Source organism: Streptomyces sp. C1-1 (assembly GCF_050214755.1).
Lineage (GTDB): Bacteria > Actinomycetota > Actinomycetes > Streptomycetales > Streptomycetaceae > Streptomyces.
This window is the reverse complement of the sequence record NZ_CP189826.1, coordinates 9,887,180-9,906,450: the sequence shown is the minus strand read 5'-3', so window position 1 is coordinate 9,906,450 and position 19,271 is coordinate 9,887,180. Positions and strand designations below refer to the sequence as shown.

Sequence of the window (19,271 nt, the reverse complement as noted above, 5' to 3'; positions counted from 1 at the left end):
TGTCCACCTGGCGACAGCCGGCCGCGCCCTCGGACCGGCACCCGTGCCGTCAGCACCCGCACCCCACTGGAGGATCTGGTATGTCTCCGCGCTCTGCCCACCCCGCCCTTCCAGAGCACCCGCTCACGCCCCGGGGCGCCGCCGTGTCCGGACCGCCGGAGCGGGCCGTGGACGACCGCCTCGCCTTCTGGGCCGGGCAGGCCGGGCAGCTCCACTGGGACACCGGCTGGGACCAGGTGCTGGACTGGACGGACGCTCCCTTCGCCCGCTGGTTCACCGGCGGGAAGCTGAACGTGGCGTACAACTGCGTCGACCGACACGTCGAGGCAGGGCACGGCGACAAAGTCGCCTTCCACTGGGAGGGCGAGCCGGGTGACACCCGCACGATCACCTACGCGGAGCTGAGGCGCGAGGTCTGCCGCACGGCGAACGCCCTGCTCTGCCTCGGGCTGACGCCGGGCGACCGGGTCGCCATCCAGCTGCCGATGATCCCCGAGGCGGTCTTCGCCATGCTGGCCTGCGCCCGTCTCGGCCTGCCGCACAGCGTCGTGTTCGGCGGGTTCTCCCCGGCCGCCCTGCAGGCACGCATCGACGACGCCCAAGCCAGGCTGCTGATCACCGCGGACGGCCAGTACCGCCGGGGCAAGGCCGAGCCCATGAAGGCGAACACCGACGAGGCGACCAGGGACACCCCGAGCATCGAGCACGTCCTGGTGGTCCGGCGCACCGGCACGGACGTGCCGTGGACCGAGGGCCGCGACCTGTGGTGGCACGACCTGGTCGACGTCCAGTCCGACGAGCACACCCCCGAACCCTTCGACGCCGAGCACCCCCTGTTCATCCTCTACACCTCCGGGACGACGGGCAGCCCGAAGGGCATCCTGCACACCTCCGGCGGCTACCTCACCCAGGCCGCCTACACCCACCGCACCGTCTTCGACCTCGACCCCGAGACCGACGTCTACTGGTGCACCGCCGACATCGGCTGGATCACCGGGCACTCCTACATCGTGTACGGGCCGCTCGCCAACCGGGCGACCTCGGTCATGTACGAGGGCACGCCCAACACCCCGCACGAAGGGCGGCACTTCGAGATCATCGAGAAGTACGGCGTCACGGTCTACTACACCGCCCCCACCCTCATCCGCACCTTCATGAAGTGGGGCGAGCAGATCCCCGACCGCTACGACCTCTCCTCGATCCGCGTGCTCGGCAGCGTCGGCGAGCCCATCAACCCCGAGGCATGGCGCTGGTACCGCACGCACATCGGGGCCGGCAGGGCGCCGATCGTGGACACCTGGTGGCAGACCGAGACCGGCGCCGTCATGATCTCACCGCTGCCCGGTGGCACCTCCGAGCCCCCCAGGGCTGGGGCAGGGACCGACGCGAAGCCCGGCTCGGCCCAGGCGCCGCTGCCGGGCCTGTCCGCCAAGGTGGTCGACGACCAGGGCCGTCAGGTCGGCACCGGCGAGAGCGGCTATCTGGTCCTCGACCAGCCCTGGCCGTCCATGCTGCGCGGGATCTGGGGCGACGAGGAGCGGTACCGGGCGACGTACTGGTCCCGTTTCGCCGAGAAGGGCTACTACTTCGCCGGGGACGGCGCGCGCTACGACGAGGACGGCGACATCTGGCTGCTGGGCCGCGTGGACGACGTCATGAACGTCTCCGGGCACCGGATCTCCACCGCGGAGGTCGAGTCGGCGCTCGTCTCACACCCCGCGGTGGCCGAGGCCGCGGTGGTGGGCGCGTCGGACGCGACGACCGGGCAGGCCATCGTCGCCTTCGTCATCCTGCGCGCCGGCGCCGACCCGGACCTCACGGCGGCGCTGCGCGAGCATGTCGCACAGGAGATCGGCCCGATCGCCAAGCCCCGCCAGATCATGGTGGTCCCCGAACTGCCCAAGACCCGCTCCGGGAAGATCATGCGCAGACTGCTGCGCGACATCGCCGAGGACCGGGAGGTCGGAGACGTCACGACGCTCGCCGACGCCTCCGTGATGGACCTGATCAACGCCGGTCTCAGCGGCGGGCAGCGGGACAAGGCGAGCCCGGCATGAGCAGCGGCGGCCTGTCGCCCGGCCGGGCCGTGCGCCTGACCGGAGCGAGCGCCCCCGGCGGCCCCGACCGGGCCGTCGACACGGTCGTCGACCGGATCGGGCGCCTAGATCACCTCGCCCGGTGCGAGGTTCGGCCCGGGGCCCCGGGGATGCCGCCGGCCTGCGTGCGGAGAGCCGGCCGGCGCCGGATGGCCGCGCACGGCGGACCGGTCTTCGACGTGATCACGGATGCGGTCCGGGAGCGGTCGAAAGACACCGCCCCGGCAGGGCTGCCCGGGCTCGCCCGGTGGCCGACGGCCGAACCGACGCCAGGCACCGGCGTCCACACCGTCGTAACCGGTCCGTCGGTCGACGCGGACGCCTGCCGCAGGGTGAACGCCGACGCGCTGTGCGGCCTCCCCGGCCCGCCGCCCGCACCGGGCACCCGGGCCGGTACCGGTCCCGGCCGAGGGACCTCCGCGCCCGTCACGGGCCACCCGACCGGAGCACGCCGACAACGGCGAAGACCAGGAACGAAGACCAGGAACGACCACTGGAAGGCACGCGCGCGCTGATGCGAATCGTCCTCATCGGCCCTCCCGGAGCGGGCAAGGGCACCCAAGCAGCCATACTCAGCGACAGACTCGGCATCCCGCACATCTCCACCGGGGACCTGTTCCGCGACCACGTCACCCGCCGGACGACACTCGGGCAGGAAGCCAAGCGGTATCTCGACACCGGCGAACTCGTACCCGATCACGTCACCGGCGGCATGGTCCGCCAGCGGCTGGAACAGTCCGACACCCGGCGCGGCTTCCTTCTGGACGGCTTCCCGCGCACCCTGACACAGGCGCGGGAACTCGCCGCGATACTGGATTCCACCGGAGCCGGACTGGACGCCGTGGTGGAGTTCACCGCTCCCGAGGACATCGTGGTGAAGCGGCTGCTGAACCGCGGCCGGCCGGATGACACCGAGGATGTCATCCGCCATCGGCAGCGAGTCTACGAACGCCAGACCGCCCCTCTGCTCGACCACTACGCGGACATCCTGCTGACCGTTCATGCCGCCGGACCGATCGACGACATCGCCGGCCGGGCGCTCAGGGGACTGTCGAGAGAGCCGGCCCGGCACCCTCGGCGTGCACCGTGATCACCTCGTCCTTCAGCGGACGCAACCGGCCTCGCGGGACGCGGGGCCGGACAGTGGGGGGACATTCGCGGGGCGGGCGCTCGGGCGCGCCGGCATCGGGCGTCCATTGTGGGGCGATGAGCCGCGGGAGGGCACGCCGCCGGGGCGGCGTCACCGTCCTCATCGTCTCCGGCGGGTTTCTTGCGGTCACATGCTCCGTTCGAGGCGGTCCAGGCTTCCGCCGAGGAAATCCGTGAGGGTACCGGCGGGCGGTCTCCGCTCGGCCGAGACCCGGACAGGCCATTGAAGTGGAGCGCGTCGCCACGCCGTCGGGCGTGGAAGGGGCACGAGCACGCGCCGCGTCTGCTCGGCCCGGACGACGTGTGCTCACCATGCTCCGAGGAGAGTCGCCATGGTGTTCGGTCACGCGGGTACCGGCACGGAGCCTCTGGCGTACGCGTGCGCCAGACCTCCGGTCGAGAGCCTGCGAAGCGTTCAGTTCTCCTGTCAGTTGCTCTCCCGCAACCAGGTGCGGTTCATGGACAGCTTCTACGAGAGCATGGTCGTCCTTGTGCCCCAGGTGCGAGAGTTGCCGCCACGGGCAGGACGGTCGCTGTGCAACAGGCTGGCTCAGTCGGTGCTGTGGGCCGCACTGGCCCAGGACGCACCGGAGACCGTCGAGGCGACCCTGCGCCAGGTCGGCGGGCGAATCCAGCAGCAGGGGTTCTTCGACGGCTGGTGCTGGTCGTTCGGTGCGGCCCTGCTCGACACGGTGCGCCAGATACACAAGAGCGAGTGGGGCTCCCGGCTCAGTTCCGACTGGATAGCGTTCTACACCTGGCTCAGCGGGAACCTCCGGCTGGGCGCGGATGGCGCCCGGCCGGGAACGGATCACGCCCAGCCGCAGCCGGATCCCGGTCCGTGGCAGCCGCGTCGCGGTACACCGCGGGACGACGGCTCCACTTTGGCTGACGTCGGCACCGCGAGCGACCGGCCGCGGGAGCAGACACTCAATGGAATCCTCGCCGTACTGCGCTCCCGCCACTTCCCCGACGACGACCGCGGGCTCGCGGCGATCTGCACCCGGGTCGCCCTGCGCACCGGCGTCGACCTGCGCTCTCCCCGCCCGGACCAGCAGACCGACGCGGCGGTGGTCTCCAGAGTCCTGAGCGTCCTGCTGGTGCTGGGCTTCTCGTTGTCGTCCTCGCCGCACGACCTGCTCATCCACCCGCCGGATCCGGACGACAGCGGCTCGCAGCAGGCGGGCGGCGCGCCCGTCGCCACGGCGGGCCTTCGGCAACGCCTTCGGCGACTTCTGAACAAGGCAGACAAATGATGTTCTTCCCTCCCATCGTACCCGGCGCGGGCGTCGTACGCGCCCATGTCACCGGACCGGCTCCGCAGGCGGTCGACCGGCTGCTGGCACAACTCGACCGCGATCTGTCGGGACGTCGGGCGGTCGCGGTGATGTACTTCGCCTCCAGCGTGTACGACCCCGCCGATGTCGCACCCGTCATCAGCGCGCACTTTCCCGAGGCGGTGGTCATCGGCTGTTCCACCGCCGGGGAGTTCACCGACCTGCACAACGGGACCGGCGGCATCTCGGCCGTGGCGCTTCCGGACGGTCTGATCACCCAAGCGGTGGCGGTTCTCGGCGAGTTGGCCGGCGACGCGGGCGACGGCACCGCGGTCGCCGTCCGGTCGCTCGAGGACGCCCTCCAGGTTCAGCTCCGCCACCTCGACCCGGCCCACCACCTGGGTTTCGTGCTGATCGACGGCCTGCACGGATCCGAGGAGCAGGTCAACGAGATGCTGGGGAACGCGGCACCGCTGCTGGACTTCGTCGGCGGTTCCGCCGGAGACGACTTCGCCTTCCAGGGCACCTGGACCGCCGTGGGCCACGAGGTGAGCTATCACGGGGCGGCGCTCATGGTGTGCCGGACCGCCGTCCCGTTCCGGGTGGTCAAGTCATGCTCCTTCACCCCGACCGGCAGGCTCCTGCGGATCACCCGTGCGGACGCTGCGTCCCGGACCGTCCTCGAGATCGACGGGCGGCCGGCCGCGGAGGCGTACGCGGATGCCCTGGGCGTGAGCGCCGACGCGCTCGACGCCGCCTGGACGGAGTACCCGGTGGGCCTGATCATCGACGGCCAGCCGTGGGTCCGCAGCCCTCAGGCGGTTACGCCGGACGGTGGCCTCCGGTTCTACGCCGAGATCATGCCGGGGATGGAGGTCGAGGTCATGCAGGCGGGTGACCTCATCGCGGAGACCACCGCCGCCCTGCGCCGGACCCGCGCCGAACTCGGAGGGCGGCCCGGCGGCGCAGTGCTCTTCAACTGCTGCCTGCGCCGCAAGGAGATCGACGCCAAGAACCTCTCCGCGGACTTCGTCGCAGCCTTGGGCGGCGTCCCGTCGGCCGGGTTCCACACCTACGGCGAGAGCTGGCTCGGCCACGTGAACCAGACCCTCACCGGTGTCGTGTTCGGGCCCCCGGGCGAGGCCTGAGTCCGGCACCACGCAAGGAGAGCCACAGGAGCACGGCCTAGAACCCCGCTCCAGGCCAAGTGAAGGCATGCAGATGCGGCACTCCCTGGCCCAGGTGTCCGGGCAGCGCACGACAAGGGCGGCGACGTCGTCGAGCTTTCCGCCGCAGTAGTGGAGCAGGGCCGCGTGAAGCCGGTCGAGCGGCTCGCGGGGCGGCGTCCGGCCCTGCAAGGCGCTTACCGCGTAACCATTTTCGCAGGTCCGGGCGATCGTAGGCTTTGTCCGCGCAGGGAAGTCCGCCCAGCCCACTTTCTGACCCGCCCGGCCGCGTCGGCCGCCTGTCGTCAAACGATGGCGAGCGACGCGTCCCATGCGTCTTCAGTGAAGATCCGACTGGACCTCGGTCAGTCGATGCCTTCGACGATGCGGAAGTCGCGCTCGACGCCGTCGGAGAGGGCGGCCAGCGCCTCCTGGTAGGCCGCACTCTCGCGTGCCGCGACGGCCTGCTCGAAGCTGTCGAACTCGACCAGGACGATGCGCTCGGCGATTCCGGCGTCATACGCCACGACCCGACCGCCACGCACGAAGGTCCGACCGCCCCCGGCCTTGACGGCCGGACCGGCCAGCTTGTTGTAAGCAGCCAGCTTCTCAGGGTCTGAGATGGTGCGGTAGACGCTGACCCAGTAGCCCTTGGGCATGGAACCTCCAGTGTGGGGATGAGTGCATCTGACTTACGGGGTGGTCTCGGACGAGCGGCGGCGGGCGAGAGCGAGGCTTGTCAGCGTCGTGATCGCCATGGCGCCGATGCCGACCAGCGCCGCGGTGGTGTAGGCGCTGTCGTCGGGGAAGAGGTGGCCGGGGCCGGTGCCCGCGGCCAGGATCAGGCCGCCGAGGGCGCTGCCCAGGGCGTACCCGACGCTGCGCACGACGTAGTTGAAGCTCATGGCGCTCGACGTCTCGCTCTTGGGGGTGACGGCCAGGATGACGCCGGGCATCGCGGCCGAGAAGCCGCCGACGCCGAAGCCGAGCACGCCCATCGCCGCGAACAGTTCGGCCAGGTCCGACCGGGCCGCCGCGAACAGGGCGAACCCGCCGCCGACCACGATGGCGCTGCCGGCCAGGAGCAGGGAGTCGGCGCTCCGCGTCCGGACCCGTGGCGTGAGCTTGCCGGCGACGAACCCCAGCACGGAGAACGGGATGAGGACCAGCCCGGCGACGAAGGTCGTCAGCCCGAAGCCGTAGCCGGCGCCGTGCGGCGTCTGCGCGTACCGGGTGATGAGCGTGAGCTGGAGGTACATGCCGATCCCGCCGACGAACATGGCGAGGTTCGCCCCGGCGACCGCCGGGTGCCGCACCGCCCGCACATCGACCAGGGGCGTCGTGCTGCGCAGCTCGATGACGGCCCAGACGCAGAGCAGCACCACCGCGACGACGGCGAGGCCCGCCGCCACGGCGAGGTGCCGGCTCCACAGATTCCGTTCGCCGGCGAGGAACAGCACGAGGAGCAGCGCAGCGGCCAGGACGACCGCGCCTGCCAGGTCCACGTGGGCGGGGCGGCCTTCGGGGGCTTCGGGCATGGAGCGCCACGCGGTCAGGAGGGCGGCGGCGGTGACGACCAGGCCGAGGCCGTAGGCGGCCCGTACCCCGCCGAGCTCGGCGAGCAGTGCGGCCAGCGGGTAGCCGACGCCGGCCCCGATGATCGAGACCACCGAGATCAGGGCGATCACGGCCCCGCTGCGCTCCTCGGGGAGGTGGTCCCGGGCCACTCCCATCATCAGCGCCGTCAGCCCGAGCCCGAGGCCCTGGGCCGCCCTGCCGGCCAGCAGCCACGCGAACGGCAGCGGCAGCACGGTGAGCGCGCTGCCGGCTACGACGACCGCCAGCGTGGCGAGGATCGTGGCCCGCCGGTGCGGGCCGGCTCCGAGTCGGCCCAGGACGGGCGTGGCGACGGCGCCGCTGAGCAGCGCGACGGTCAGCGTCCACTGCGCGCTGCCGAGCGAGACGTGGAACGAGGTCGCCACGCTGGTGATGAGCGGCGTCCCGAGGCTGGCGACCGCCGCCACGACCAGAGCGATGAATATCAGGGCGGGGACCAGCAGTCGCGCCTCGGAACGCGCGACTGGGAAAGCCTTCACCGCGACCCCGCGGACCGGCTGCCCGGTCACTGCTTCGGCCGTTCGCGGTCCTGGTTTTCGAGCTCTGCCAGGTGCTTCAGCGCCGGAAGGGCCGCCACCAGCGACTCGACCTCGTCGCCGGTGAGCGCGCCGATCAACCGCTCGAACGCGTGGACGCCGGCCTTGCGCCGCGTCCGGACATAGGAGGCGCCGGCCTCGGTCAGGCACACCAGCGTGACCCGCTTGTCGGACGCGTCGCCCCGCCGCTCGACCAGGCCGGACTCCTCCATCACCCGGACCAGGGCGGTCATCGCGGGCTGGGTGACGCCCTCGACCGCGGCCAGATCGGTGATGCGCCGCGGGCCGGTCCGGTCCAGGGTGGCCAGGGTGGCGGCGGACGTCAGGCTCATGTCCCGGGGCAGGCGTCTCGCGGCCCTGGTGGCCAGGCCGTAGAGGGCCGCCCCGATGGCGGCGGACGCGCCAGAAGCGGTGTCTTGACGACTCACGCTCGAAGCATAACATTTTTATATTCATAGTTTATGGAAATGACCGACGCGGACTGGCGCGGGCGGCCTCGACAGCGTTGATCACGAGTACGACGGGGCCCAGTCTCCGCCCCGCCCCGTCACTCGTCACACTCCTCGCGAGCGATCACTGGCGCCGCCCAGCCCCGTCCGGGGCGAGCGGCCGCCACATGTTTACGGGCGGGCAGGCTGTTCTCCCGAACTGACTGAGTGCGAGTCAGCCCATGGACCGCACCGGCAGGCGCTGCTGCACAGGTGCCACCTGTCTGGGAGGAGGCCCCTTGGACGGCACCGTTCTGCCGATCCTGGAGAAGCTCCTCTGCTGCCCGGCGTTGATCAGGACACGTCGCGCCGCATGGTGGTGCCGACCGCCAGAACGGCGAACAGGAGCGTGTAGACCACCAGGACGCCGCCACCGCCCCAGCGTGGTAGCAGATCGGGCGTCATCATGGGCTGGGCGGCGGCGCCCAGGGCCTGACCGGCATTGAAGGGCAGCCAGCGGGCGAGATCGCCGATCAGCTGGCCGACGATGCCTTCCACCAGGGCGATCCATGCCAGGGCGACGGCGATGGCGCCGACGAGGCTGCGGATCAATGCTCCGAGTCCGACGCCGATGGCGGCGAACGCCGCGTTCCAGGCGATCCCGCCGCCGATCGTGGTCCACATCGCCGAGTCCGTCCAGGCGAAGGACGCGCCCTTGCCCGACCACCAGGCGGCCGCCACGCCGAGACCGACGAGAGTACTGACCACTCCGGCAAGTGCACCGAAGACCGCGTAGACCAGGAGTTTCGCGCCGATGACGGGCCCGCGCGCAGGCGTGCTCAGGTAGGTGTCCGTGATGGTCTGGTGCCGGTACTCCCCGGCGACCGCGAGGATCCCGAACACCAGGGTGAAGATCGAGGCCAGGCCGACGTGCGCGACTGCCTGACTCTGCGCGGTCGGGTCGAGCGGCTTATTGCCGGAGACCACCAGCCCGCTGGTACCCGCCACGACCAGCAGGGGGCATGCGGCCAGCAGCAGCCACGGGCTGCGGATGGTGCGCAGTTTCAGCAGTTCGGCGCGGATGAGGGTGTGCATGTTCGCTTGCTCCTCGCGTGCTCAGCCGCGGGTGGACGCCGCCTGGGCGCCGGTCGCGGGGTCGGTGTCCGGGGTCGAGGTAAGCCTGAGAAAGGCGCCTTCGAGCGTCTCCGTCTTCGCGCTGGTGAGATCGGTGAGCGTCCCGGCATAACGCAGGGTGCCGCGGGCAACGATGACCACACGGTCCACGGTCTGCGCGACCTCACTGAGTACATGGCTCGACATCAGAACGGTGCGGTTCTCGGTGGCCAGGCCCCGTAGCAGGTCACGCAGTTCAGCCATGCCCGACGGATCCAGGCCGTTGGCAGGTTCGTCGAGGATGAGCACCCGCGGGTCACCGAGCAGGGCGGCCGCCAGACCGAGCCGCTGGCGCATGCCGAGCGAGTAGCCGCCCACCCGCCGGTCCGCGGCGTCGGTCAGGCCGACCTGCTCCAGCACCTCCTCGACTCGCGCGTGCGGGATGTGCGCGGCCCTGGCGAGGATGCGTAGATGGTCGCGTCCGCGTCGGCCCGGGTGGAACCCGGTTGCCTCCAAGACGACGCCGACAGTCTTCCTCGGCTCGCTCAGCTCGGTGTATCGGCGCCCGTCGATCAAGGCCCGGCCCTCGGTGGGCGTCACCAGGCCGAGCAGCATGCGCAGCGTGGTGGTTTTACCAGCGCCGTTCGGACCGAGGAAACCGGTCACCACACCAGGTTCGACCTCGAAAGTCAGCCGGTCGACCGCGGTCACCTGGCCGTAGCGCTTGGTCAGGCCGTCCACCGTGATGCCGCCGCTCATCGTGGCCTCCGCTGCAGGATCGTCCTCCGGTGCGCAGGAGGCGGAAACGTCAGGTGCATGGGGATGCTCCCCTTCCATTGAGCTGCTCGACTTGGCCGGAACGTCCGGCACGGGGCTCCTGATCGCCCCCTCGTCACGCTTCCGTCCTCGCCGCCGCATGTCGTCGGCCGCGCATGGTAAAGGCGGCTACCGCGACCACGGTGCCGACCCGGTGGTCTACCGCGTCCGCGGTACTCCCGCCTGCTACGCGGGGCCGACGGCAGCCCTGGCGAGCCCGCTTATCGTGAGGACATGAAGGCCATCGCCCACCTGCGTCGCGTGGTCCGCCGACACGCGCACATAGCGGACGCGACGATCGCCCTGGCCGTGTTCACTGCCACCCTGCTGACCGCGTACAGCGGCCGCCCCGCGGGCGAGGGCCACCCGGCCCCCGCGATCGTCGCCGCCGTGCTCGGCTGCGGGGCGCTGGCCGTGCGCCGTCGTCGCCCGTTGTGGGCCCTGGGCGTCAGCGCGCCGGCCGCGGAGGTGTTCCTCGCCTGGAGCGGCGGCGGCGGAGTGCTGATCCTGCTGGCTCCGCTGATCGCCCTCTACACCGTCGCCGAACTGGTCGAACGCAGGTCCGCACTGTTCCTCGGGTGTGCCGCGGTGGCCGTGCTCGCCGCCGTCCACGCGGTGCACAAGCCGACGTTGCTGGGACCTCAGAATCTGGCTTTCATCGCGCTCGGCGGGCTGGCGCTCGCGGCCGGCGACTCGTCCCGCAACCGCCGTGCCTACCTCGCCGAAGTCGAGCAGCGCGCCGAACGTGCCGAACACGAACGCGAACAGGACGCCAGGCGCCGAATAGCCGAGGAGCGGCTGCGCATCGCCCGCGACCTGCACGATGCCGTGGGGCATCAACTCGCGCTCATCAGCGTGCAGTCCAATGTGGCCGGGCAGGCACTCGACAGCGATACCGCGGCGGCACGCGAGGCACTCGCCCATGTGAAGTCCGCCAGCCGCAAGGCCCTGGGAGAACTGCGCGACACGGTCACTCTGCTGCGGCAGCCAGGAGAAGCCGTCGCTCCCCTCGCGATCCCCGCGCCTGGGCTGGACGGGCTCGACGACCTTCTCGCGTCGTTGTGTGCCTCGGGCCTGAAGGTCGATCGTCTCGTCGAGGGTGCCGTGCTGACTCTCGCACCCGCGGCCGATCTCACCGCGTACCGGGTCGTCCAGGAATCGTTGACCAACGTGTACAAGCATTCCGGCGGACGGCGGGCACGCCTGACCCTCGACTACGGACGCGACGCCCTGCGCATCACGGTCGACGACCTGGGAAGCCGAGGATCAGGCCCCCGGCGCGATCTGGCCCCGGCCGCCGCCCCCGCCGGTCGGCACGGCATTGTCGGCATGCGCGAACGGGTCCTGGCCCTGGGCGGGCACTTCACCGCCGGCCCCCGCGCGGACGGCGCCTTCCAGGTGATCGCAGTCCTGCCGTACCAGCCCCTCGACCTCGCACCGGAGAACCGAAGGTGACCATCCGCGTAGTCATCGCCGACGACCAGCCTCTGGTACGCACCGGATTCAAGGCCTTGATCCAACCGGCACCGGATCTGGAGGTGGTCGGGGAGGCGGGCGACGGGCGTGAGGCAGTCCGTCTGGCCAGGTCCGCACGGGCAGATCTGGTGCTGATGGACATTCGCATGCCCGTCCTCGACGGCCTCGCCGCGACCCGCCTGATCACCGGAGACGAGGATCTCGCCGGGGTGAAGGTACTGATCCTCACCACGTTCGAGATCGACGAGTACGTCTTCGAGGCGCTGCGCGCGGGCGCCAGCGGCTTCCTCGGCAAGAGCGCCGACGCTGAGGAACTGCTGCACGCGCTCCGCACGGTCAGCCGGGGTGACGCGTTGCTGTCTCCTGCCGCGACCCGATCCCTCATCGCCCGCTTCCTCGCCGCTCCCGCTGCGCCACAGCCCCTGGACGAACCGGCGCGCCGTGGTCTGGAGTCACTGACCGGCCGGGAACGGCAGATCACCACACTCGTCGCCACCGGTCTGCCCAACGACGAAATCGCCGCGCAGCTCGTGCTCAGCCCTGCCACCGTCAAGACCCATGTGAACCGGGCCATGGTCAAAGTCGGCGCCCGCGACCGCGCCCAGCTCGTCGTCTTCGCCCACCGCAGCGGCCTGGCCCCATCGACGTAGCGTCTGCCACGTCCCCCGTCGCGACGAGAGCATGGTCTTTCACCGGCCGCAGGCGTACGACCGTAACGCAACTCCCCCACGGCGACAGGACCACCCTTCTCACTCCCCGACCGTCGATTGACCGGGGAGCTACCCCGCTGCCTGGCCTGCGCTTCACAGAGCCCGGCAGCCGTTGTCTCTCGCAGCAATGCGTCACCCTCGCCCTCGCAGGCCGGTTCGCGGCCCCGGCCATGGCTACAGGCGGTACTCCCTGGCCCAGGCGTCCGGGCAGCGCACGACAACGGCGGCGACGTCGTCGTCGAGCTTTCCCCCGCAGTAGTGGAGCAGGGCCGCGTGAAGCCGGTCGAGCAGCTCGCGGGGCAGCGTCCGGCCCTGCAGCTGCGTCCAGTCCGACAGAGGGAAGAACGTGCCGGTGCGGTCCCGGGCCTCCGTTACCCCGTCGGTGTACAGGAGCAGCTGGTCACCGGGGGTGAAGTCGAAGGTGTCCACGCGGTGGTGCTCGCCGACGAGCGTCGTCAGGTTGAGTGGCGGCGAGGGGGTGGTGGCCTCCAGCAGCCGGGCCTTGCCCTGGTGGACGAGCAGGGGTGGGGGGTGCCCGCAGCTGAGGAGTCTGACCTGACCGCCGTCCTGGGGGATTTCGGTGATGAGGGCGGTGGCGAAGTGCTCCGACCGGTCCGGAACGGGGAACGCGGCACTGTGACGAGTGATGGTGACCTCCAGGCGATGAATGATGCCGCTCAGATCGGGCTCGTCGTACGCGGCCTCCCTGAAGCAGCTGATCAGCGCGGAGGCCGCTCCGACCGCGGACAGGCCCTTTCCGCGCACGTCGCCGATGAGCAGCCGGATCCCGTACGGCGTGTCGGCCGCCTCGTAGAAGTCGCCACCGATCCGGGCCTCCTCCTGGGCCGCCAGGTACAGGGCCTCGATCTCGATGTTGTTCATGCAGCGCGGCAGAGGGCGCAGCAGCACCTCCTGAGCGGCCTCGGCGACAAGCCGGACGTGGAACAGCGTCTCCTCGCGCTGCAGCCGGACATGGCTGGCGTAGGCGGCCGCCAGGGTGACCGCGATGATGGCTGCCGACGTGTAGGGCGTACCCAGGTCGGTGTAGACGAAGCTGAGGCCGATCATGACCAGGAGGCAGAACAGACCGAGCAGGAGCGTGGGAAGCACGGGCCACATGGCGGCGGCGAGGGCGGGAGCGGTGGGAAGGAGGCGGCTGATGGCGATTTGCCGTGGCGTGGAGAACGCCAGAACGGCGATGAGGCCGGTGAGGATCACCGGTGACAGCGTGGCCGCTTCCCACCGGCCGCCGCGGAGAGGATGCCGACGCCAGGGCCGCCCAGTCCCGATCACAAAGTGCATCATAACGATAGGAAGCAGGCATCAGCCTCGGATGGAAGACGCGGCTGATGCTGGATGGTCAGACACGTGCGGCAGGATGCGTCGCCATCCGGCCCACGGACGGCGCGCGCCGGACCCGGCGCGCGGTCGCCGGCACCCCTCACCCAGCGCGCCGCCCGGGCCGTCCCCAGTCACAGCCCTCCGGTTGCTTGTCCCGCCGCGGGTCGCCCTCTCCGGACAGGCGTCGTGAGTCATACCAGGTCTGCGCAGCGGTGTTATCAAGGGTGTATGGAGGGATATCTCAGCCGATTGCGGACCTCACGTCCTCCGCCCGCCGGTGGCCGACGGACTCGGCGCCTGTCCGTACTGAGCCCGCGCACCGCGGCGGGGCAGGTGTTCCTCGTCCAGAGCGTGATCGTGGTGCTGCTGGTGGTGGCCGCGGTGGCGAGCATCATGCTGCAGGCGGCGCGCGACGCAGTGCGGCAGGGGCGTCGGGAGTCGGTGGTGGCCGCCCAGACGTTCGCCAGCGCCCCCGGTGTGAGCCTGGCGCTGCGCAGCCCGGACCCCACCGCCGTGCTGCAACCGCGAGCCGAGCAGGCGCGCAAGCGGTCGGGCATGGACTTCATCGTCGTCATGAGCACGGACGGAATCCGGTACACGTATCCCTACCCCGCGGAGATCGGGAAGAAATTCGTCGGCACCATCGAGCCGGCGCTCCACGGCCGTACCGTCGTCGAGCAGGCGGGCGGTCCGCCTCTGCCGGCGGGCAAGGGGACGGCCATCCAGGCGGTCGTCCCGGTGACCGACGCGCGCGGCCGGATCGTCGGCCTGGTTTCCGCCGGGATCACCGTCACGAACGTGGCGCGACTGTGGATGCCGCAGCTGCCGATCGTCCTGGGTGTCGGCGCGATCATGCTGGTGTTGGCCGCGGCGGGGACGACCGCAGTGTCCCGGCGACTGCTGCGCCAGACCCACGGGCTGGCCCCTGCGGAGCTGGGGCGGCTGTACGAGCATCACCAGGCCGTGCTGCACGCGGTGCGGGAGGGGGTGCTGATCACCGACGAGGACCGACGGCTGCTGCTGGCCAACGACGAGGCGAAGCGGCTGCTGGGTCTGCCGGCGGACGCACAGGGGCGGCACGTGCGGGAGCTGGGGCTTCCCGAGCAGATGGCGCGCCTTCTCGCATCCCCGGAGAAGGTCACCGACGAGGTGTACCTCGCGAACGACCGGTTGCTGGCGGTGAACAAGCGGCCTACGTTCCCGGAGGCCGGCCATGCGGGCAGCGTGGTGACGTTGCGGGACACCACGGAGCTGGCGGTGGTGTCGGGTCGGGCCGAGGTGGCGCTGGGGCAGCTGAAGCTGCTGTACGAGGCGGGGATGCGCATCGGGACCACGCTGGATGTGGAGCGCACGGCCCAGGAACTGGCCGACGTGGCGGTGCCCCGGTTCGCCGACGTCGTCGCGGTGGATCTGCTGGAGTCGGTGGTGCGCGGCTCGGAGCCGACGACGGAGGGCTGGCGCCGTCTGCGGCGGACCGCGATCAGCGGAGATCAGCGGATGCTGCCGGTGTACCGGCTGGGCGAAGTGATCACGTTCTCGCCGGAGACTCCGCAGATGCTCGCGCTGGAACAGAGCCGGGGTGTCCTGGAAGCGGACCTGCGGCAGGCCCAGAGCTGGCAGGAACAGGATCCGGAGCGTGCTCGAAAGGCGCTGGAGCTCGGGCTGCACTCCCTGGTGACCATGCCGCTGCGGGCGCGGGGGGTGCCCCTGGGTCTCGCGCACTTCTACCGGACGGAGGGCTCACCCGCGTTCGAGCCGGAGGACGTGGCGTTCGCGGAAGAGCTGGGCGCGCGGGCGGCGGTGGCCATCGACAACGCCCGGAGGTTCACCCGCGAACACGCGATGACGGTGACGCTGCAGCGCAGTCTGCTGCCGCGGGGCCAGCCGGAACAGGACGCCCTGGAAGTGGCCTGGCGGTACCTGCCGTCGGAGGCGGGAGTGGGCGGGGACTGGTTCGACGTCATTCCGCTGCCGGGCGGACGTGTGGCGCTGGTGATGGGCGACGTCGTCGGCCAGGGTCTGCACGCCTCGGCGACGATGGGGCGACTGCGCACCGCTGTACACAACTTCGCCACGCTGGACCTCCCCGTCGACGAAGTCCTCGGGAAGCTGGACGATCTGGTCATCCGCCTGGACGACGAGGACGACTCCGGCAGTACTCCCGACGACCAGGATGGGGTGGGGGTGACCGGAGCGACGTGCCTGTATGCGATCTACGACCCGGTGACGGGGATCTGCTCGATGGCCCGTGCCGGGCATCCCGGCCCCGTGGTGGTGAACCCGGACGGGACGGTCTTCTGCCCCGAGGTGCCGGCCTCGCCCCCGTTCGGCCTCGGGGGCTACCCCTTCGAAGCCGCCGACGTGCACCTGGCGGAGGGTTCCCAGCTGATCCTGTACACCGACGGGCTGGTCAAGAACTCCGCCCGCGACATCGACGCCGGTCTCGGCGCGCTGCGCCGGGCGCTGGGCGGGGCCGGGGCCGGGGAGCGCACTCCGGAGGAGACATGCCGGGCGGTGATCGGGGCGTTGAAGCCGGCCCGGCTCTCGGACGACATCGCACTGCTGGCGGCGCGGACCCGCCGGGTCCCGTCCTCGTCGGTGGCCGAGTGGGATGTGCCTTCGGACACGGCGGTGGTGCCCTCGGTGCGGGCCGAGTGCAGGACAGTTCTGAGCGGGTGGGGGCTGGAGGAGACCGCGTTCACCACGGAGTTGATCCTCAGCGAGTTGGTCACGAACGCGATCCGGTACGGATCGCCACCCGTGAAGGTGCGCCTGCTGCATGGACGCACCCTGATCTGTGAGGTGTCGGACGGCTCCAGCACCTCGCCGCGACTGCGGCGTGCGGCGACCACGGACGAGGGCGGGCGAGGGCTGTTCCTCGTGGCGCAGTTCGCACAGCGGTGGGGGACGCGGTACACGTCCCACGGCAAGGTCATCTGGGCGGAGCAGATCCTGCACGACGGCGCGTCCGGCCCCGCGGACCACACGCCGGTCGACGTTCTCCTCGAACAGTTCGGGGATCCCCTGATGTGAGGAGTAGGTGCCGGTGCCACGGGACGATTGTCGATTTGGATCGAACCGGAGGAAATCAGGCGATTGGAGTGATGCCGAGGCATGTTTGCGGGGAAGTTGGCGATGTTAACGCCACAACTGGATCACGAAGCGCTCGAAGAGCCGATATGCCTCGAAGCCTCTTCCCAATCCTCTTCCTGAGGTCCCACTCCCACGCACCTGATACGGCCCATGTCCGCCAACTGGTACTCGTCCCCGGCGGGCTCACGCATCAGGTTGACCAACTGGATCTGTTCGGAGGTGAAGCCCACGGATGTCGGTTCACCCATGCCGCGGAACTCATCGCCGGGGGCGTCCGGCATCGAGTCCCACAGCTCCACCCGGACCCGGACCATCTGGTCCTCAAGCGCACAAGCGACTACTCCGCAGCTCTCATCTCCCACCGTCGTCTGATGGGGTAGGGCACGGACGGCGGGGCCGTGGGCAACCGCCGTCCTGCCGCTGTCAGAGCCCTCCGGCATGCTCTGCGCATGGACGAGAACACCTTCTGGCAGCTTATCGACGACTGCACACCGTCCACGTCCGACCCGGACGCCGAACTACTCGCCACGGCACTGACAAACCGTCTCTCCGCTGGAACACTTGCGACGGTCAGCGGCTTCGCCGAGCAACTGTCATGGGCGCTCTACCGACTGGATCGCAAGGAGTTCGGGCACGACCTGTCGAGCGACGGCTTCCTCTACACCCGCGCAGCCGTTGTGGCCGCCGGCCGCGAAACCTACGAAGCAGTGCTCCGCGATCCGCAGCTGTTTGCTCCGTACGCCGAAGACCTCATCTGGGCAGAGAGCCTGCTCTACGTGCCAGACCAGGCATTCAGGCGCATCACGGGTAAGGAGTGGGATCGCAGCACCCGCTACTCCTACGAGTCCTACTCGAACACCGCCGGATGGGCTGACGAGTAGCACCAACAGCCCCAACTACACCAAGAGAAACGGCGTCCAAGAAACCCAACGCATCTCCTGCGCCAGTGGGTTGAGACTTCACACGCCTCCCCCAACGGCACGGGAGCCTCGCGCGTTGCCCACACAACCAACCTCACCCGATTGGGGGCCGAGCCGAAAACGCCCAGTACCGGGCTGTCACGTCGCGAGCAAACAGTCGAACGGCACACAACTAGGGCAGGCAAGCCTGCTGACCTTAAGGTCAGCAGGCTTGCACAAAGTGCACCCAGTTCCAATCGGCGGAATCATCCCCGGAGTTTGGTCGCTGACCCACGATCCGTAGCCGATCCACGGTTTCTCCTCAACCCCGCACCAGGACCACGCTATTGCGTCCCCCTCGCAGGATGCCGACTGGTAGGCACAGCTTCTCCGGTCTCCAGTCGCCGGAGCAACCTTTGCGCTCACCGGCCGCGCCTTGAACGCGACGGTGCAGGGGTGGCAATCCCGGCCCTGGCCGGTCGACCAGGGCCGGAACGGCCAGTTCCCCGTCATCGGCCGACTGGCCAGCATGCTCCGCCCGCCGATCAGACGGGCGGATCAGCGCAGTCCGGCGAACAGATCGTTCTCCGGTGTGGGCGCACCGGTGGCGTCCTGGACACGAACGAAGGTCTCCATACCCATCAACTCACCGAACCTCTCCTTGCCCATCTTGAGGAAGAAGATGTTCTCGCCCTGACTGGCGTGCGCAGCCAGCGCGTCGAATTTCTGACCGCTGAACGCGGTGGCGTCCACCCACGTGGTGATCTCATCGTCGGGGAGACCGATCTCCGCCAGCGCGGCGGCCTCCGCCGGATCCGGCTCCGGCATCTCATCCTGGAACTCGCGCATGACCTCGCCGAACCGCTGCATCATCGAGCGAGGCATGGTGGTCCAGTACACCTTCGGCGTCAGCCCGGACATCTCCAGCGCCGCCATGGTGATGCGGTGGGCCTGAATGTGGTCGGGGTGGCCATAAAAGCCGTTCTCGTCATAGGTGACGACCACATCAGGTCGGTAGTGCCGCATAAGTTCCGCAAGTCGGACCGCACCCTCAGCCACGGGGGTCTGCCAGAAGGATCCCGGAGCGTCGTTGCTCGGCCACCCCACCATCCCGGAGTCGGCGTAGTCCAACATCTCCAGATCGCTGACCTTCAGGACCCCACAGCTCGCTTCGAGTTCTTTGCGGCGCATCTCGGCGACCGCAGCCGGATCGTGCCCGGGGGCGCCCGGCTTGACACCCCCAGGTCCATCACCGCAACTGCCGTCGGTACACGTCACAAGAACCGTGCGGATCCCTTCCGCCGCGTACCGCGCCAGGACCCCTCCGGTTCCCGTGGCCTCATCGTCGGGGTGGGCGTGTACTGCCATGAGCGTCAAAGGCCGACTGGGCATCGATCAATCCTCCTGCGGAGTACGTCTTGGTCCAGGTGCGCGGCGGGGCGTGCCGCTGTCCTGAAGGTCCGGGCCACGGTGGGGCGGACGACCCCGTGGTCCCCGCCCGTGCGGCACCGGTTCCTCGGTCGATGCAACCGGCCGGCCGGACCGACTGTTCCC

Annotated in this window: 16 protein-coding genes; 9 read left to right on the top strand and 7 right to left on the bottom strand. The window is 70.2% G+C overall.

Features of this window, described 5'->3' with window-relative positions:
- Window positions 1-80 precede the first annotated feature (80 nt).
- The 5 genes from acs (at window position 81) to ACQF4J_RS45180 (ending at window position 5,670) form a co-directional block, all read left to right on the top strand.
- Window positions 81-2,057 carry an acetate--CoA ligase gene (gene acs, locus ACQF4J_RS45200; protein WP_427168444.1) on the top strand — a complete coding sequence of 659 codons (1,977 nt, stop codon included), beginning with the start codon at window positions 81-83 and terminating at the stop codon, window positions 2,055-2,057.
- On the top strand, window positions 2,054-2,611 hold the full coding sequence (locus ACQF4J_RS45195; RefSeq protein ID WP_427168443.1) for a hypothetical protein: 558 nt from the start codon (window positions 2,054-2,056) through the stop codon (window positions 2,609-2,611). The genes acs and ACQF4J_RS45195 overlap by 4 nt, the downstream gene beginning before the upstream one ends.
- Window positions 2,611-3,186, top strand: a complete 576-nt coding sequence (locus ACQF4J_RS45190; protein WP_427168442.1) for an adenylate kinase — start codon at window positions 2,611-2,613, stop codon at window positions 3,184-3,186. Before ACQF4J_RS45195 ends, ACQF4J_RS45190 begins: the two co-directional genes overlap by 1 nt.
- Window positions 3,187-3,703: 517 nt before the next feature.
- Window positions 3,704-4,501 (top strand): hypothetical protein, encoded by a 798-nt coding sequence (locus ACQF4J_RS45185; protein ID WP_427168441.1) that lies wholly within the window; start codon window positions 3,704-3,706, stop codon window positions 4,499-4,501.
- On the top strand, window positions 4,498-5,670 hold the full coding sequence (locus ACQF4J_RS45180) for an FIST signal transduction protein (protein ID WP_427168440.1): 1,173 nt from the start codon (window positions 4,498-4,500) through the stop codon (window positions 5,668-5,670). Before ACQF4J_RS45185 ends, ACQF4J_RS45180 begins: the two co-directional genes overlap by 4 nt.
- A 383-nt stretch (window positions 5,671-6,053) precedes the next feature.
- Here ACQF4J_RS45180 and ACQF4J_RS45175 read toward each other — a convergent pair whose 3' ends face one another.
- The 5 genes from ACQF4J_RS45175 to ACQF4J_RS45155 form a co-directional block, all read right to left on the bottom strand.
- Window positions 6,054-6,347 (bottom strand): DUF1330 domain-containing protein, encoded by a 294-nt coding sequence (locus tag ACQF4J_RS45175; protein ID WP_351803364.1) that lies wholly within the window; start codon window positions 6,345-6,347, stop codon window positions 6,054-6,056.
- Between the two features lie 33 nt (window positions 6,348-6,380).
- On the bottom strand, window positions 6,381-7,814 hold the full coding sequence (locus tag ACQF4J_RS45170; protein ID WP_427168439.1) for an MFS transporter: 1,434 nt from the start codon (window positions 7,812-7,814) through the stop codon (window positions 6,381-6,383).
- Window positions 7,811-8,173: a MarR family winged helix-turn-helix transcriptional regulator gene (locus tag ACQF4J_RS45165; RefSeq protein WP_427168696.1), complete on the bottom strand. Its 363-nt coding sequence runs from the start codon at window positions 8,171-8,173 to the stop codon at window positions 7,811-7,813. Before ACQF4J_RS45165 ends, ACQF4J_RS45170 begins: the two co-directional genes overlap by 4 nt.
- Before the next feature lie 450 nt (window positions 8,174-8,623).
- Window positions 8,624-9,364 carry an ABC transporter permease subunit gene (locus tag ACQF4J_RS45160; protein WP_351571456.1) on the bottom strand — a complete coding sequence of 247 codons (741 nt, stop codon included), beginning with the start codon at window positions 9,362-9,364 and terminating at the stop codon, window positions 8,624-8,626.
- Between the two features lie 21 nt (window positions 9,365-9,385).
- The gene (locus ACQF4J_RS45155) at window positions 9,386-10,252 is read right to left on the bottom strand and encodes an ABC transporter ATP-binding protein (RefSeq protein ID WP_427168438.1); all 867 of its coding nucleotides are present in this window, start codon (window positions 10,250-10,252) and stop codon (window positions 9,386-9,388) included.
- A 180-nt stretch (window positions 10,253-10,432) separates the two neighbouring features.
- Here ACQF4J_RS45155 and ACQF4J_RS45150 point away from each other — a divergent pair, with 180 nt between their 5' ends.
- Together ACQF4J_RS45150 and ACQF4J_RS45145 are read left to right on the top strand one after the other, a co-directional pair.
- Entirely contained in the window at window positions 10,433-11,653 is a 1,221-nt protein-coding gene (locus ACQF4J_RS45150; protein ID WP_351571461.1) for a sensor histidine kinase, read from the top strand.
- A complete protein-coding gene (locus tag ACQF4J_RS45145) occupies window positions 11,650-12,324 on the top strand; it encodes a response regulator transcription factor (RefSeq protein WP_427168437.1) in 675 nt (224 codons plus the stop codon). The genes ACQF4J_RS45150 and ACQF4J_RS45145 overlap by 4 nt, the downstream gene beginning before the upstream one ends.
- Window positions 12,325-12,558: 234 nt before the next feature.
- Here ACQF4J_RS45145 and ACQF4J_RS45140 read toward each other — a convergent pair whose 3' ends face one another.
- Window positions 12,559-13,602, bottom strand: coding sequence for a PP2C family protein-serine/threonine phosphatase (locus ACQF4J_RS45140; protein ID WP_351571472.1), 1,044 nt, complete (start codon window positions 13,600-13,602; stop codon window positions 12,559-12,561).
- Window positions 13,603-13,953: 351 nt separating this feature from the next.
- On the opposite strand from ACQF4J_RS45140, the gene ACQF4J_RS45135 reads away from it, so the two are divergent.
- Entirely contained in the window at window positions 13,954-16,758 is a 2,805-nt protein-coding gene (locus tag ACQF4J_RS45135; RefSeq protein ID WP_427168436.1) for a SpoIIE family protein phosphatase, read from the top strand.
- 509 nt (window positions 16,759-17,267) lie between these two features.
- Window positions 17,268-17,699 carry a DUF4240 domain-containing protein gene (locus tag ACQF4J_RS45130; protein ID WP_427168435.1) on the top strand — a complete coding sequence of 144 codons (432 nt, stop codon included), beginning with the start codon at window positions 17,268-17,270 and terminating at the stop codon, window positions 17,697-17,699.
- Window positions 17,700-18,275: 576 nt separating this feature from the next.
- On the opposite strand, the gene ACQF4J_RS45125 is transcribed toward ACQF4J_RS45130, so the two are convergent.
- A complete protein-coding gene (locus ACQF4J_RS45125; protein ID WP_427168434.1) occupies window positions 18,276-19,109 on the bottom strand; it encodes a PIG-L family deacetylase in 834 nt (277 codons plus the stop codon).
- Window positions 19,110-19,271: the final 162 nt, after the last annotated feature.

What these genes read in the sequence shown, in the direction of transcription:
- acs (WP_427168444.1), top strand. Translation starts at nt 81, where the DNA reads ATGTCTCCGCGCTCTGCCCACCCCGCCCTTCCAGAGCACCCGCTCACG.
- ACQF4J_RS45195 (WP_427168443.1), top strand. Translation starts at nt 2,054, where the DNA reads ATGAGCAGCGGCGGCCTGTCGCCCGGCCGGGCCGTGCGCCTGACCGGA.
- ACQF4J_RS45190 (WP_427168442.1), top strand. Translation starts at nt 2,611, where the DNA reads ATGCGAATCGTCCTCATCGGCCCTCCCGGAGCGGGCAAGGGCACCCAA.
- ACQF4J_RS45185 (WP_427168441.1), top strand. Translation starts at nt 3,704, where the DNA reads ATGGACAGCTTCTACGAGAGCATGGTCGTCCTTGTGCCCCAGGTGCGA.
- ACQF4J_RS45180 (WP_427168440.1), top strand. Translation starts at nt 4,498, where the DNA reads ATGATGTTCTTCCCTCCCATCGTACCCGGCGCGGGCGTCGTACGCGCC.
- ACQF4J_RS45175 (WP_351803364.1), bottom strand. Translation starts at nt 6,347, where the DNA reads ATGCCCAAGGGCTACTGGGTCAGCGTCTACCGCACCATCTCAGACCCT.
- ACQF4J_RS45165 (WP_427168696.1), bottom strand. Translation starts at nt 8,173, where the DNA reads ATGAGCCTGACGTCCGCCGCCACCCTGGCCACCCTGGACCGGACCGGC.
- ACQF4J_RS45160 (WP_351571456.1), bottom strand. Translation starts at nt 9,364, where the DNA reads ATGCACACCCTCATCCGCGCCGAACTGCTGAAACTGCGCACCATCCGC.
- ACQF4J_RS45150 (WP_351571461.1), top strand. Translation starts at nt 10,433, where the DNA reads ATGAAGGCCATCGCCCACCTGCGTCGCGTGGTCCGCCGACACGCGCAC.
- ACQF4J_RS45135 (WP_427168436.1), top strand. Translation starts at nt 13,954, where the DNA reads ATGGAGGGATATCTCAGCCGATTGCGGACCTCACGTCCTCCGCCCGCC.
- ACQF4J_RS45130 (WP_427168435.1), top strand. Translation starts at nt 17,268, where the DNA reads ATGGACGAGAACACCTTCTGGCAGCTTATCGACGACTGCACACCGTCC.
- ACQF4J_RS45125 (WP_427168434.1), bottom strand. Translation starts at nt 19,109, where the DNA reads ATGCCCAGTCGGCCTTTGACGCTCATGGCAGTACACGCCCACCCCGAC.